Origin of the sequence: Haloferax larsenii (assembly GCF_024730625.1) — an archaeon.
Taxonomy (GTDB): domain Archaea; phylum Halobacteriota; class Halobacteria; order Halobacteriales; family Haloferacaceae; genus Haloferax; species Haloferax larsenii.
In genome coordinates, this window is record NZ_CP078063.1 from 2,594,757 (window position 1) to 2,607,132 (window position 12,376).

The 12,376-nt window shown below is 63.0% G+C and carries 17 protein-coding genes; 8 read left to right on the plus strand and 9 right to left on the minus strand.

From position 1 onward, the window contains the following. Positions 1 to 29: 29 nt before the first annotated feature. The 5 genes from KU306_RS13510 to KU306_RS13530 all read right to left on the minus strand — a co-directional run bounded on the left by KU306_RS13510 (position 30) and on the right by KU306_RS13530 (position 3,844). Positions 30 to 533 carry a phosphopantetheine adenylyltransferase gene (locus KU306_RS13510; RefSeq protein ID WP_258302251.1) on the minus strand — a complete coding sequence of 168 codons (504 nt, stop codon included), beginning with the start codon at positions 531 to 533 and terminating at the stop codon, positions 30 to 32. A gap of 92 nt (positions 534 to 625) precedes the next feature. Then, the gene (locus KU306_RS13515; protein ID WP_007540513.1) at positions 626 to 1,090 is read right to left on the minus strand and encodes a winged helix-turn-helix domain-containing protein; all 465 of its coding nucleotides are present in this window, start codon (positions 1,088 to 1,090) and stop codon (positions 626 to 628) included. Between the two features lie 88 nt (positions 1,091 to 1,178). Further along, entirely contained in the window at positions 1,179 to 2,255 is a 1,077-nt protein-coding gene (locus KU306_RS13520; protein WP_258302252.1) for a glutamate--cysteine ligase, read from the minus strand. A gap of 114 nt (positions 2,256 to 2,369) precedes the next feature. Further along, the gene (locus KU306_RS13525; RefSeq protein ID WP_258302253.1) at positions 2,370 to 3,008 is read right to left on the minus strand and encodes a fibrillarin-like rRNA/tRNA 2'-O-methyltransferase; all 639 of its coding nucleotides are present in this window, start codon (positions 3,006 to 3,008) and stop codon (positions 2,370 to 2,372) included. Continuing rightward, positions 3,005 to 3,844, minus strand: a complete 840-nt coding sequence (locus KU306_RS13530; protein ID WP_258302254.1) for an NOP5/NOP56 family protein — start codon at positions 3,842 to 3,844, stop codon at positions 3,005 to 3,007. The genes KU306_RS13525 and KU306_RS13530 overlap by 4 nt, the downstream gene beginning before the upstream one ends. 240 nt (positions 3,845 to 4,084) lie before the next feature. On the opposite strand from KU306_RS13530, the gene KU306_RS13535 reads away from it, so the two are divergent. The 7 genes from KU306_RS13535 (at position 4,085) to KU306_RS13565 (ending at position 8,370) form a co-directional block, all read left to right on the plus strand. Continuing rightward, a complete protein-coding gene (locus KU306_RS13535; protein ID WP_258302255.1) occupies positions 4,085 to 4,507 on the plus strand; it encodes a DUF8009 family protein in 423 nt (140 codons plus the stop codon). A gap of 69 nt (positions 4,508 to 4,576) precedes the next feature. Then, complete coding sequence (locus tag KU306_RS13540; protein ID WP_007540522.1) at positions 4,577 to 4,948, plus strand: hypothetical protein; 372 nt, start codon at positions 4,577 to 4,579, stop codon at positions 4,946 to 4,948. Between the two features lie 86 nt (positions 4,949 to 5,034). Continuing rightward, positions 5,035 to 5,691 (plus strand): DUF6517 family protein, encoded by a 657-nt coding sequence (locus KU306_RS13545; protein ID WP_007540524.1) that lies wholly within the window; start codon positions 5,035 to 5,037, stop codon positions 5,689 to 5,691. A 51-nt stretch (positions 5,692 to 5,742) separates the two neighbouring features. Continuing rightward, on the plus strand, positions 5,743 to 5,895 hold the full coding sequence (locus KU306_RS13550) for an MICOS complex subunit MIC60 (protein WP_258302256.1): 153 nt from the start codon (positions 5,743 to 5,745) through the stop codon (positions 5,893 to 5,895). After that, entirely contained in the window at positions 5,892 to 6,875 is a 984-nt protein-coding gene (corA, locus tag KU306_RS13555) for a magnesium/cobalt transporter CorA (RefSeq protein ID WP_258302257.1), read from the plus strand. Before KU306_RS13550 ends, corA begins: the two co-directional genes overlap by 4 nt. A gap of 227 nt (positions 6,876 to 7,102) precedes the next feature. Beyond that, positions 7,103 to 8,101, plus strand: a complete 999-nt coding sequence (locus KU306_RS13560; RefSeq protein ID WP_007540531.1) for a transcription initiation factor IIB — start codon at positions 7,103 to 7,105, stop codon at positions 8,099 to 8,101. Positions 8,102 to 8,190: 89 nt separating this feature from the next. Next, positions 8,191 to 8,370, plus strand: a complete 180-nt coding sequence (locus tag KU306_RS13565; RefSeq protein WP_007540533.1) for a DUF7836 family putative zinc-binding protein — start codon at positions 8,191 to 8,193, stop codon at positions 8,368 to 8,370. 24 nt (positions 8,371 to 8,394) lie between these two features. On the opposite strand, the gene KU306_RS13570 is transcribed toward KU306_RS13565, so the two are convergent. Continuing rightward, positions 8,395 to 8,802 (minus strand): translation initiation factor IF-2 subunit beta, encoded by a 408-nt coding sequence (locus KU306_RS13570; protein WP_258302258.1) that lies wholly within the window; start codon positions 8,800 to 8,802, stop codon positions 8,395 to 8,397. A gap of 253 nt (positions 8,803 to 9,055) precedes the next feature. Here KU306_RS13570 and KU306_RS13575 point away from each other — a divergent pair, with 253 nt between their 5' ends. Continuing rightward, positions 9,056 to 9,292: a UPF0058 family protein gene (locus KU306_RS13575; RefSeq protein ID WP_007540537.1), complete on the plus strand. Its 237-nt coding sequence runs from the start codon at positions 9,056 to 9,058 to the stop codon at positions 9,290 to 9,292. Between the two features lie 146 nt (positions 9,293 to 9,438). Here KU306_RS13575 and KU306_RS13580 read toward each other — a convergent pair whose 3' ends face one another. Genes KU306_RS13580 through malQ form a run of 3 tightly spaced genes read right to left on the minus strand, consistent with a single transcriptional unit; the run spans position 9,439 to position 12,376 of the window. After that, entirely contained in the window at positions 9,439 to 9,858 is a 420-nt protein-coding gene (locus KU306_RS13580; RefSeq protein ID WP_007540539.1) for a DUF555 domain-containing protein, read from the minus strand. Between the two features lie 59 nt (positions 9,859 to 9,917). Further along, complete coding sequence (locus KU306_RS13585; RefSeq protein WP_258302259.1) at positions 9,918 to 10,832, minus strand: DNA-3-methyladenine glycosylase family protein; 915 nt, start codon at positions 10,830 to 10,832, stop codon at positions 9,918 to 9,920. A gap of 53 nt (positions 10,833 to 10,885) precedes the next feature. Beyond that, positions 10,886 to 12,376: a 4-alpha-glucanotransferase gene (gene malQ / locus KU306_RS13590; RefSeq protein ID WP_258302260.1), complete on the minus strand. Its 1,491-nt coding sequence runs from the start codon at positions 12,374 to 12,376 to the stop codon at positions 10,886 to 10,888.

Genomic DNA, 12,376 nt, shown 5'->3' on the forward strand with positions numbered 1-12,376 from the left:
CGTTCCGGTACAGAAGTGCACCGAGAAAACTATTCGTCGGCGCTGGGTGGGGTTCGGCCGCGACCCTCTCGGTCGGGTGTGAGGTTTCCGTGGCGGTCGATTTCGCCCATCACGATTCGGGTCGAAGAGATGCGTTCGCCGTCCTCGGCGGGGAGGTGGTCGACGACCTCGATTTGGAGGGGCTTCAGCCCGCGGTCTTCGCGAATCTCGTTGACCTTCTCGCCGCCCTCGCGGGTCTCTGGTGAGACGATGAGAACGTCGAATCCGGGTTCGGTTGCGATGCCGGTGGGAACGTCCAGTTGTCGAACCTCGAACTCGCGGCCGTGCGCCTCGGCCAGCGGTTCGAGTTCGGCTTCGAGGTCCGCCTTCCGGTCTTCGAACGGCCGGACGTAGCGGTCGACGTGGCGGGTCTTCGGCGCGAGTTCGTCACTCGTGAGTCCAACCGTAACGTCGCCCAACTCGAACGCGCGCTCGAAGAGCGCGAGGTGTCCATCGTGGACAGGGTCGAACGTCCCGCCCAGCGCGACGTGCATACACTCGGGGTGGAGGCCCCGCAACTTAAGCGGGTCGGGTTATCCGAAACAGATTTGCTGGAGTTTACGCGCGGCAGGAGAGAGCGCGTGACTTACTCTTCGCGGACGGTAATCGAGACCGGTTCGGTCTCGTCAGAGCAGTCGGCACCGAGGCGACGGTCGAGGTTGAACACCGCGTTCAGTTGTTCTTGGACCTGTCCGACAGCACCCTGCACGAGTTCGCTCGGCGGGATGGCGACGTACTCGTAGGGGTTGTTCCCCGCGCCGGAGTTCTTTCGCTTCCGTCGGTCGACCGTCTCGTCGTCGGCGAGTTCGGCGAGTGCCTCGCGGACGGTACTCGGGTAGAGACCGGTTCCCTCAGCAACCTCTTCGCTCGTCGAGTGGGGGTTCTTCCGGAGGTACACGTAGATGCGCGCCCGCGTCTCCGTATCGAGAATCCACGCGAGTAGGTCTACCAACCCGTCGTCGAATTCGGAGACAGCACGGTCCGCCGCGCTGTCGTCCTGTTTCTCGTCCGTCGACTCTGCGTGCTTCCCGGTGGGCTGATTCGCAGGCATTTGTGCTACGGAAAAGGACAAAACACAGGCGGTAAAAAATGTTTCTCGTCAGACCCGCCGTTTGGACCCTCCACCCTCAGAATTTCGGCTATTCGAGAGTGAGAAACTCACACAGAGCGTCGAGTCCCGCTTCGGCGTGGATGCGCCGTTGAATCTCGGTTCCTGACTCGGCGTCGAGGAGGTTTTGGAGGCCTGAGATTCCGAGGCGGTCGGATTCGGACTCGACGAACGATTCGAGCGAGACGACGCCCTCGCCGTCGGGCGCGATAAAGCTCGCCTCGCGGCCGTAGCGCGTGGCTCGCCACTTGTTCTCGTCGAGGAGTTCACGGCGGATGTCGTGGCCGTCTTCGCCTGACTCGTATCGGTCCGCGAGGTCCAAGACGAGCGCGTGGACGTACTCGACGAAGTCGGCCACGCGGTCGGGGTCGGTCTGGGCGTCGGGGGTGCGAATCTCCACCGAGCCGTGGCCGGTGTGAGGGCGCACGTCGTACCAGAGTTCGCCTCTGTCGTCGATAGAGCCGTGTTCGACCATCCGGCGCTCGAACGTCTGGAAGTCCGCGAAGTCGTCGAACGCGGTCGGCATCCCCGTGTTCGGGAGGTTCTCGAAAATCTTGGCCCGCGCCGAGGCGAGGCCGGTGTCGAAGCCGTTCCAGAAAGGAGAGTTCGCAGAGAGCGCCAACAGCGGGGCGATATACCAGCGAAGTTCGTTGGCAATCCAGATGGCCTTGTCCGCGTCGTCGACGCCGACATGGACGTGCAGGCCGGCGGTCGTGTTTCGGTGCTGTGGGTACTGAATTCGGTCGAGTTGCGCCTGATACCGCGGCTTCGTCGCGTGGTCGAGTTCTCGCCACTTCGCCGCCGGGTGGAGGCCCGCCGCGGCGATTCGGTAGCCCTGATTCGACGCGTGTTCGACGAGCGCCTCGCGGACTGTGGTTATCGCGTCGGCAGCCTCCCCGGGGTCCTCGATAAGCGGCGTCTGTGTCTCGATAGTGAACTGAAACAGCTCGTGGTCGATACGGTCGGCGAGCGGCTCCGGCGGTGTCGGACCGTAGACGAGGTCGTCGGTCCCCGACACCGGCCGGCCGTCGGCATCGACGATGTAGAACTCCTCTTCGACACCGAGTGTACCCATCCGTTCGAATGCGTCCGCCGACCCAAGTTCCATCGAAACGCGGTTAGAGTCGCCGAATTAAAAACGTCGTGGACCCCGGCGAACCGTTCTCCTACCCGCACCCCGCGCTGAATGCCAGTGAAACCGACAGCCGTCTCCGTCAGTGGACTATTTCGGCCGGGCGACGATACCGAGGTGGTCGGCGTGGAATCGGTCCAGTCGCGCGGTCTCCAGAATCTCGTACTCGGCTTCGAGGTCCGAAACGACGTCGTCGAACACGTCGTCCGGCTCGGCGGTCACGTCCTCGCTCCGGGCTTTCACGGCCATCAGCAACCGGCCGTCGTCGGCCAAGAACTGCTTGTTGCGGATGGCGACCGTCGCCTGCCCGCGAGTCGCCACGTCCATCACCAGACAGTCTACGTCGGCTTCGACGACGTGCGCGTACGACGAGGGGTCGCGCGCGTCTTTCAGAAGCGGGAAGAGATTGTCGCGGTCCTCGGCGACGCCGACGAGGTCGCGGACGGGACGCGGTGCGAACTCGACCGCGTAGGTCGGGCCGGCGAAGTCGGCGACGTGCGAGACGGTCGTCCCCGACGCGGCACCGAGATACAGGACCGTCTCGCCGCCGTCGAGACCGGTGTCCATTTCGAGTTCGAGCATCGCACCGAGTTTCGACCGTCCGGCGTCCCACGCGCGCCAGCCGTCGGAATCGGTCGGTTCACCGTACACCGGTTCGCCGTTCGTGGCGAGTCGCTCGCGGCCGTCGTAGGGGCGGCGCTCGACGCCTTCGGGAAGGCCGTCGCTCATTCGTCTCCCTCCTCGGCGCGGGCGCGAATCGTCTCGATGCGGTCGGTGAGTTCGGCGTGAACCTCCGGCCGGTAATCGCCGGAGTAGTGGTCGATTCGGGCGGCGATAGAGAGCTTTCCGGCGAAGGCGCGCGCGGCCGACCCGCGGTCTTCGGGTCTGGTTCCGTTGACGTACTCGTGGGTGAAGATGACGCCGTGTTTCGGCGACGACGCGCGGCCGCTCAAGTGCGCGAAGAGGGCGTCTTCGGCGCCGAGCACCTGTACGGTTCCGCTGGGTGCCTTGGCCAGTTTGTCGAGACCACCGGCCAGCGAGATGAGTCGGGCCGCGAGGACCGGACCAGCCATCTCGGCGAGGTTCGGCGCGGCCGACGGGGCGCGCTCTTCGATAAACGTCCGCAGTTCGTCGCGCTCGGCGAGCAGGTCGACCGCACGAGTCGCGTACGAGACGACCCGTTCTTCGGCCGGCGTCGTCGGGTCGCGGTCGGCGATGTCGCGGACACCGTCGAGTCCGCGTGGCACGTCCTCGTAGAGCGTTCCCGCCCACTCGACGACGCGCTCGGCGAGTTCGTTGGCGGTTCGCTCGGCGTCGTCCATGGCGCGAACCGCGTGTGTGAGTTGTACGTCGTCTGCACCCTCGCGTTCGGCGACTTCGTCGCGTGCGGCTTCGATAGTCGCCTCCCGGAGACGCTCGTAATACTCGGATTCGTCGGCTGCGAACCCGCCTTGGACGGCTTCGGCAGGCCAGTCCGCGGGGGCGTCTGCGTGCCCCTCACGGACCCCTGTCGCTCCTGCAGCGGGGTCATCTGGGTCCACACCGGCGAACCATGCGTCTGTCATGGTGGCGGGTTGTGTCCGGTCCACGTAAAAGGACTCGGACCGAGGGCCGTCTCGCTCCTTTGTTCACCCGTGGTAAGGTTTAACATATACCACTTCCAACGAGTATTCGATGGAACGGGCATCGTACGTCTGTCGGGACTGTCGGACAACGGTGAGTGCGTCGTCGTACCGAGCGAACTGTCCGGATTGCGAAGGAGAACTGCGACCAGGGTCGGCGACGAATCGCCACCCCGCAGGTGGGTGAGCGGTCCGCGAACGTCGTCGGACCCGACTGATATCCGCTCGCTCGCAGTGACGACCAGTGACCTCGTGACGGCCCTCGAAGCGAACCAGCGAAGCAGTCAAACGGCCGTTCTTCGGGTGACGCCGCCGTTTTACGGGCGGATGCGAGCACGGATTCATCTCGCCGGTGGGGAAGCAAGCGACTACGGAGAGCCGTCGCCGTTGCATCTGTCTCCAGAGAGTTTTCTCGCTGAAACCGCTCCACACTATCCAGAGACACACGAGACGCGCCCCGAACCGTACGACGTAGAAACCCACCACGAGCGACACACAGCGGCCGTCTCGGAGTGGCGAACGGCGGTGCGCGACCACCTCCGAGACAGAATTTCGATTCCGACGGCGTCCGGCGCTCACGAAGTCGAGGTCAAGTATCTCGGCTAGCCAGCGACCTGTGCGTGACAGTCATTCTCGAACGAACCACTTTTTCGATGCCAGCGAGACGGTCTGGACATGAGCACCGACGAGTACCGCCGCGGGCGGGCGGTCGAACGCGAACGCGAGAAGAACCAACGGGCGGTTCACGGCCGATATCGCGGTGTGTTGCCCGTCATCTACGGTATCGGGCTTGTCATCTTCGTCGTCGTCTCGCTCTTCATGGGTCCCGAACAGGCGTTCGCAGTCTATCTCGTCACGCACCTGTTCTACGCTGGGCTCATCCGAGCTGACATCAAGTCACTCCGAAGCCAGGGACTCGACTGGGGGTTCTCGCGGCACCTCTGGTTCGGTGCGGCCTTCGCGCTCCCATTCGTCGCACCGGCGTACTACCTCTACAGTCGTCGTCTCATCCGCCGTGAGAACGAGTCTCGCGACGTCGCAGAGTGAGTCGCTGAACCCTCTTGGCCTGACATTTCAGGGTTTCACCGTCTCCAGCCACCGAACTTATACACCGCGGCACGGAACGACCGTTGATGAGTACCAAACGTTTCGCAACTGTCGCCGCGCTCGCGTTGCTGGTGGTCACGAGCGGGTGTCTCGGCGTCCTGACAGGCGAGGAAGCGCTGAAGCTATCGTCCGAACCTGCGGCCGCAGACGCAACGGTGGCCTCTGACGCCGGCTACAAAACGAACGGCACCCAGACCCTCGAAGTCAACCGCTCGTTTTCTGTCGCCGGACAGGAGCGGAAAGTAGTCGCGAGCAACCACGTCACGACCTACGAGAAGTCGCTCGACCTCGGGCTCTTCGGTGACGTGAAACTCGGCGTGTTCAGCGTCATCTCGACGCCAGCGGTCGAAGTCGCCGGCGAGACGCTGAACCCCATCGGCGACTACTCGAACGACCAGTTAGTCGGACTCATCCAGAGTCGCTATCAGGGTCTCAGTGACGTCGAACAGGTGAGTTCGCGAAACGTACAGGTGCTTGGTGAGACGGCCAACGTGACGAAGTACAGCGCCACTGCCCGCGTCAAGGGCCAGACGCTCGACGTCTACGTCCACGTCACGAAGGTCCGCCACAACGACGACTTCATCGTCGCACTCGGGCTCTACCCGCAGCAACTCGGCGACGAAGAGAGTAACATCCTCGAACTGATGCGCTCTGTCGAACACCCGGCCGAAGCAGAGGGCTGAAACCTCGTTTCTGAGCGAGACTTTTTCTCGTCGCCGCTGGTCGGTGTGTTCATGAGTCGCATGCGAAAGATAGGGGTAGCTGTGACTGCCCTCGGGGTGGCTGGCTACGGGGGCGGCGTTTTCGTCGCGTATCCCGGGCGTGCGTTCTCCGTGACCGCGCTCATGGTCGGAATCACACTCTGGGCCATCGGAGGCGACGCGTGATATCCGCGCTCGTCTACGACGACGGCGGCGTGACCACCTATTCGGCCGACGAGTTGGCTGCGGCCCGCGACGCCGACGGGACGACGTGGGTCCGAGCGACCGCCGAGGCCGACTTCGACCGGGTCGCCGACAAGTTCGGAATCCACCAGCTCTCGGTGGAAGACATCCGCAACGACGCCCGGCCGAAGACCGAAGAGTACCTCGATTACACCTTCGTTCTGGTTCGAATCGCAACGCTCCGAAAGGGAGACCAGCCGTTCGAAGAGGAGGTTCTGACCAGACCGGTCGGCCTCTGTTTCGGCGACGACTGGCTCGTCACGTTCACGCGGCGCGAACTCGCCCCAATCGACCGCGTGTGGGATGCAATCGAACGCGAAGAACAGCGGATGCTACGCTTCGGTCCCGACTTCGTCGCGTCTCGCGTCGTCGACCGCATCGTAGACGGATACTTCGACCTGTTGGACGAGGTCGGCGAGGAGATAGAGAGCATCGAGGACACCGTCTTCGAAGGGACCGACCAATCGGTCTTAGAGGGACTGAACGCCGTCAGACGCGACCTGCTCTCGTTTCGAAAGACTGTCTGGCCGACTCGTGAAGCGGCCGCTGTGCTCGCGCGCGGCGACCCAGAATTCGTGAGACAGCCGACCGAGAAGTACTACCGCGACGTCTACGACCACCTCGTCGAACTGGTCGACCTCACAGAGACGTACCGTGACCTCGCTCGCGGCACTCGCGAGATGTATCTCAACACGCTCTCGCAGTCGACCAACGAGGTGATGAAGACACTGACCGTCGTTGCGACCATTATCCTCCCGCTCACGTTCGTCGTGGGCGTGTACGGCATGAACTTCGACCCTGCCGCGTCTCCGTTCAACATGCCCGAACTCGGCTGGCGATACGGATACCTCGCCACGATGCTCGGTATGGCCGGGGTTGCGGGCATCCTTCTCGTCTACTTTCGACGGGAGGGATGGCTGTAGTCTGAACGAAAGTATTAACATATTCCGTGGACCGCAGGCCGGTAGCGTTTCACGTCCATTTCGAGCCAACACAACGGCTACCTCGTTCGATTTCTCCTCGCACAACGGGGAAACATTTAAATATTTCTCGAACTTACTACTGGTAAGGACGCGTCCCCCGCCGGAGTATCCTCTTTCGTCTTCTTCATTTCAACCGGCCGAGACGTGTCCGCGCCCTCCGACCCATAATGACTGACACCACCACCACCCGAACGTACAGCAAAGACGCGACGGCTCGAGACGTAATCGAGTCCGAGCGAGACGAATCGCAGCGAGTAGACGACGAAGAACAAATCTGCCCCGAATGCGGTGGCAACCTCGTTCAGGACAACGAACGCGGCGAGACCGTCTGCGGTGAGTGCGGACTCGTCGTCGAAGACACCGTGGTCGACCGCGGCCCCGAGTGGCGCGCGTTCGACGCCGCCGAGCGCGACAGCAAGTCCCGCGTCGGTGCGCCGACGACCAAGATGATGCACGACAAGGGGCTGTCGACCAACATCGGCTGGCAGAACAAGGACGCATACGGCAAGTCCCTGTCACCGCGGCAGCGCGAGCAGATGCAACGCCTCCGCACGTGGAACGAGCGGTTCCGCACCCGCGACTCCAAGGAACGCAACCTCAAGCAGGCACTCGGCGAAATCGACCGCATGGCCTCGGCCCTCGGCCTCCCGGAGAACGTCCGCGAGACCGCCTCGGTCATCTACCGCCGCGCCCTCAACGACGACCTGCTCCCCGGCCGTTCCATCGAGGGTGTCGCGACGGCGTCTCTCTACGCCGCCGCCCGCATGGCCGATACCCCCCGGTCGCTCGACGAACTGGAGAAGGTCTCCCGAGTCGAGAAGATGGAACTCACGCGGACGTACCGCTACATCGTCCGCGAGCTGAAGCTCGAAATTAAGCCCGCCGACCCCGAGCAGTACGTCCCCCGCTTCGCCAGCGAACTCGGACTCTCCGACGAAGCGGAGCGACAGGCGCGGGAGTTGCTCCGCGGGGCGAAAGAAACCGGCGTCCACTCCGGGAAGTCCCCGGTCGGACTCGCAGCGGCCGCCGTCTACGCCGCTGCGCTCCTCACCAACGAGAAGGTGACTCAAAGCGAGGTCTCTGCGGTCGCAGACATCTCAGAGGTGACCATCCGCAACCGCTACAAGGAACTGCTCGAAGTGCAAGACAGCAACATGCTCGCCTAAGCGTTCGTGGTGGACCCGGTGGACGAGCTACCTCTTTATTGTGCGAACCCGTAACAAGATTTATCCGCGCTCCCGGAGCATATCGGGGTATGGTCGAAGCATTCGTCCGACTCTTGTGCCCCGAATGTGGAAAGGACTGGGAGACTACTCCGACCGACCTTCCTCCTCACCGTGATAACTTCTCGTGTCAGGGGTGCGGTACGACACGGCGTACTGCGGAGTTCATGCGGACGGAGCGTGATCTTCAGACGCTCAAACAGTTCGAATAAAACGCGTCGCAGCAGTACAGTCTTTTAGATATCAGGAATCGCCGATAGCGCGCCGCACGCATCGCACTTCAACACGTTCGCTCCTTGTTCAGTGACGAATCGCGTGTCGGGAGAGCCGCACTCGCTACAGCGAACGAACGACTCGACGTACTCGTCGAGGGCGTCGGCGACGCGGCGCTGTTTGAACGAGCCGGTGAGTCGCGCGCGACCCGCCGCGTCTATCTGGGCACTCGTTCCCATTTCGGTCTGGAGGAACTTCAGCACGTGATTCGGCTCTCGCGCCAGCGTGTCGTGCGTGTCTGCGAAGTTCTCGTAGACCGTAGCGTTCCCTTCCTGGCGGACGACCGGGTCCGGGACAGAGAATCGGTCACCTCGCTCGGCGGTGTCCGGCGTCTCAGAGAGCGCCCGGTCGAGGTGGTCTTCGTAGCCCATATCTGACATACTCACAGCGCCGCCTAAAACATTCACGCCAACGGCGCGGGAGAGCGCGCGGTACATATTGGTATAAAGGACTCCGGAGATTTCGACGGGGTTTTCCAACAGAAGCCGAAAACAGGAAACCAATTGAAAGATTATTAACACTTAATTTTGCCTGAAACGCCGATAATCGGGCGTTTAAGAAAGTTGCATGCTAACGTGGCTCAAGATAATACTATATCCCTCCGGTTTCAAGCCAGCGTTGCTCATGAAGAAGCAGGAACTCATCCACCTGCACGGCCTGCTCGCCGAGGTACACACGCAGATGGAAGCATGGGAAGATGAAGAGATTGAACTCGTCGAATACAATTCTCTTGGTGTCCGACCGACATCTATCCATAAATCCAAAACTGACCACAAGGCAGCCGTGTTTAAGTTAGCAAAGGGAATCACTGGAGCGATGGAAGCAGCCGAACCGGAACCCGTCGCCCCACAAGCCGACTGAATCGAAGGCAACGACTACGCGTTCTCCTCCACGAAGTTACGACACACCAGCGAGTGCGCTGTGTCGGTAGTAGTCCAAAAATGCTCGTGAGCGGCAGCAGGCCCCGCTAATCGAGCCGACGAGTCTCGGCGGCGACGTCAAGGGTCTCAGTCGTCTTCGACGAGGTCGTCGAACTCGGGGATGAGGTCGGAGTCGCCGTCGCCGTTTCCGTCTGTCTTCGCCTCTTCTTCGTCTTCGAGACGGTCCACAGAGAGGACTTTCAGCGGGACGTTTTCGAGGCGCTGCCCGATTTCTTTTCGAGCGATGCGGGACGCGTGTTCTTCCTGTTCGACGTTGAACACGGTCATCTCCAGTTCGAGGGCGACGAGGGCCTCGTCTGCGGCGATGAAGGCCGGGGGTAACTCCTCGCCGCCGGGAGTGATTCGCGTCCCCATGTTGATTTCGACGTAGTTGAGGTCCGGGTTGAGCATCTCACCCGTCTTCGAGATGGCGATGCGAATCGCCTCGTCTTCGTTCTCGACGTCGTACACCGGGACCGCGGCTTCGACGACGACTCTGCAGTCCATGATTGGTACGAAATTGTGGCGCGAAGGCTATCAACCTTCTTGCCAGATGAAAAACGGCCTCACTCGCCGCCAGAGCGCAAGTAGTGGAACACGTACGTCTGGGTGTATCCCGCGTACGAACCGCCGAGGCGCTCGCGTATCGCCCGCGACGTGTCCGTGTAGTTTCCGCGGTCGCAGTCGGGGTAGTGGTCGGCGATAGCCGAGCGAATCCACGTGTCGAGTGGCACCGCTTCGAGGTAGTCGAGCGAGAACAGAAGCACGCAGTCGGCCACCTTGTCGCCGACGCCGACGAACGACGTAAGGAATTCACGCGCGCTCTCGTAATTGCGCCCGCGCGCGTCCGCTGGGTCTGCCTCATCCGTCGCGACCATTTCTGCGGTCCGCTGGACGTAGGGCGCACGGTATCCGAGACTGAGGTCGCGGAGTTCGTCTTCGGAGGTTTCAGCGAGTCGCTCCGCAGTCGGATACGCGTAGTAGGTGTCGCCGTCGAACTCGACAGCCTCGCCGTAGGTCTCCCGGAGGCGCTCTTGCATCCCGAAGATACGAGAGACGCGCATCTGCGCCGAGCAGATAAACGAGATGAGACACCCGAACGGCGGGTCACGAACGAGCCGCATGCCGGGGTAGGCGTCGTACGCGCGCTGGACCAACGGTTCGTCGGGCATCGCGTCGAAAATCGCGTCGAGGTCGTCGTCGAGGCGGAGCAGATGCGTCAAAATCGGGACCGCGTCGGTCGTCGATTCCCACTCCAACTGGCCGTCTCGTTGGCGAACCCGGACGACCGCCGTCTCGTCCGAGACGCCATCGAGCGGCGGGACGACCGTCTGGTACCACGCGTCGCCGCCGTAGGCCGCGTCACGTTCGTACATCCGGCCGTCCGGCCGGTCCCAGAGGTACGACTGGCCGCTCTCCAGCGTCGATTGGAGGTCGAACGCGCCGTCGAGGTCCGCGAGGTCGATGACACCCGTCTCCATCGCTTCCACCTTGGGCGCGGGGGATTTGCGGGTTTCGATGCCGGATTCCTTCGTTAGTTTCGGATGTGAAGGTCCGTCAGGTCGGCGAGACGGGCCGCGACATCGTCGTCGAGGCCCTCACGAGTCACACGCCACTCCCAGTTGCCGTTCTGCGTGCCGGGCGTGTTGAACCGGGCGTGCGAGTCGAGACCGAGGAGGTCCTGCATCGTCGTGAACGCGAGGACGGACGCCGAGTTCCAGACGGCGTCGATAATCGACCACTCGATTTCGGAGCCATCGGCACCGATGTTGTAGTGCAGGCAGTCGCGGGTGTGGTCGTCGAGCGACTGGTAGTAGCCGACGAAGGTGTCGGTGTCGTGCGTCGACGTGTAGGCGACCGAGTTCTCGGGGTAGTGCATCGGTTGGTACATATCGCCCTCGCGGCACCAGTCGGCGTACTGCGGGACGCGCATGCCGGGGAAGGCAAAGCGGTCGCGGAGGTCCACGAGCGAGGGGTCGAGGAAGCCGAGGTCTTCGACGATAAAGGGGAGTTCGCCGAGTTCGCGGTCGACGACCTCGAAGAAGTCGTGGCCGGGGGCATCTCGCCACTCGCCGTCTGCGGGGTCGTCCGAGTCGGCGTCGATAGCCCAGTACTCGTCGAAGCCTTTGAAGTGGTCGATGCGGGTCACGTCGACGAGGTCGAACAGGCGACGGAGACGGTCGAGCCACCAGCCGTACCCGTTCTCGCGGAGGTGGTCCCAGTCGTAGAGGGGGTTGCCCCAGCGCTGCCCCGAATCGTTCGGGTTCGGCGGGACGCCCGCGACGACGGCCGGTTCGTGGTCGTCGTTCAAGTCGAACGCGTCCGGCGCGGCCCACACGTCTGCGCTGTCGAGCGCGACGTAGATTGGGAGGTCGCCGACGAGCGTGACGCCCTTCTCGTCGGCGTAGTTGGCGAGGTCGTGCCACTGCTCGTCGAAGCAGAACTGGACGAACTTGCGGTAGCGAATCTCGGCGGCGTGTTCGTCGCGGGCGCGGTCGAGCGCGTCGGGGTCGCGGGTTTTCAGTTCCTCGGGCCAGTCTATCCACGCGCCTTCGAACTCGTCTTTCAGCGCCGCGAAGAGGGCGTAATCGTCGAGCCATCCGGCTTCGCGCTCGCAGAAGTCCTCGAACGCGGAGTGGTCGTCTTCGGACGCGTCCGCCTCGAACCGGTCGAAGGCGGTTCGAAGCCGGGAGCGTTTGTAGTTGCCGACGCGTTCGTACTCGACGGCGTGGTCGTCGAAGTCGGGGACGGGTTCGAGGTCGTCGTCGGTCAGCCAGCCGCGAGCTTCGAGGTCTGTGAGGTCGACGAGAAGCGGGTTCCCGGCGAACGACGACGAGGACTGATAGGGTGAGTTCGCGTGCGCGGGCGAGGTCGGCCCGAGAGGGCAGAATTGCCACATCGACTGCTCGGCGTCCGCGAGGAAGTCGACGAACTCGCGGGCACCGTCTCCGAGGTCACCGATGCCGTGTGCGCCGGGCAACGAGGTGACGTGCATGAAGACGCCGCTCTGTCGGGTGAATCGCAT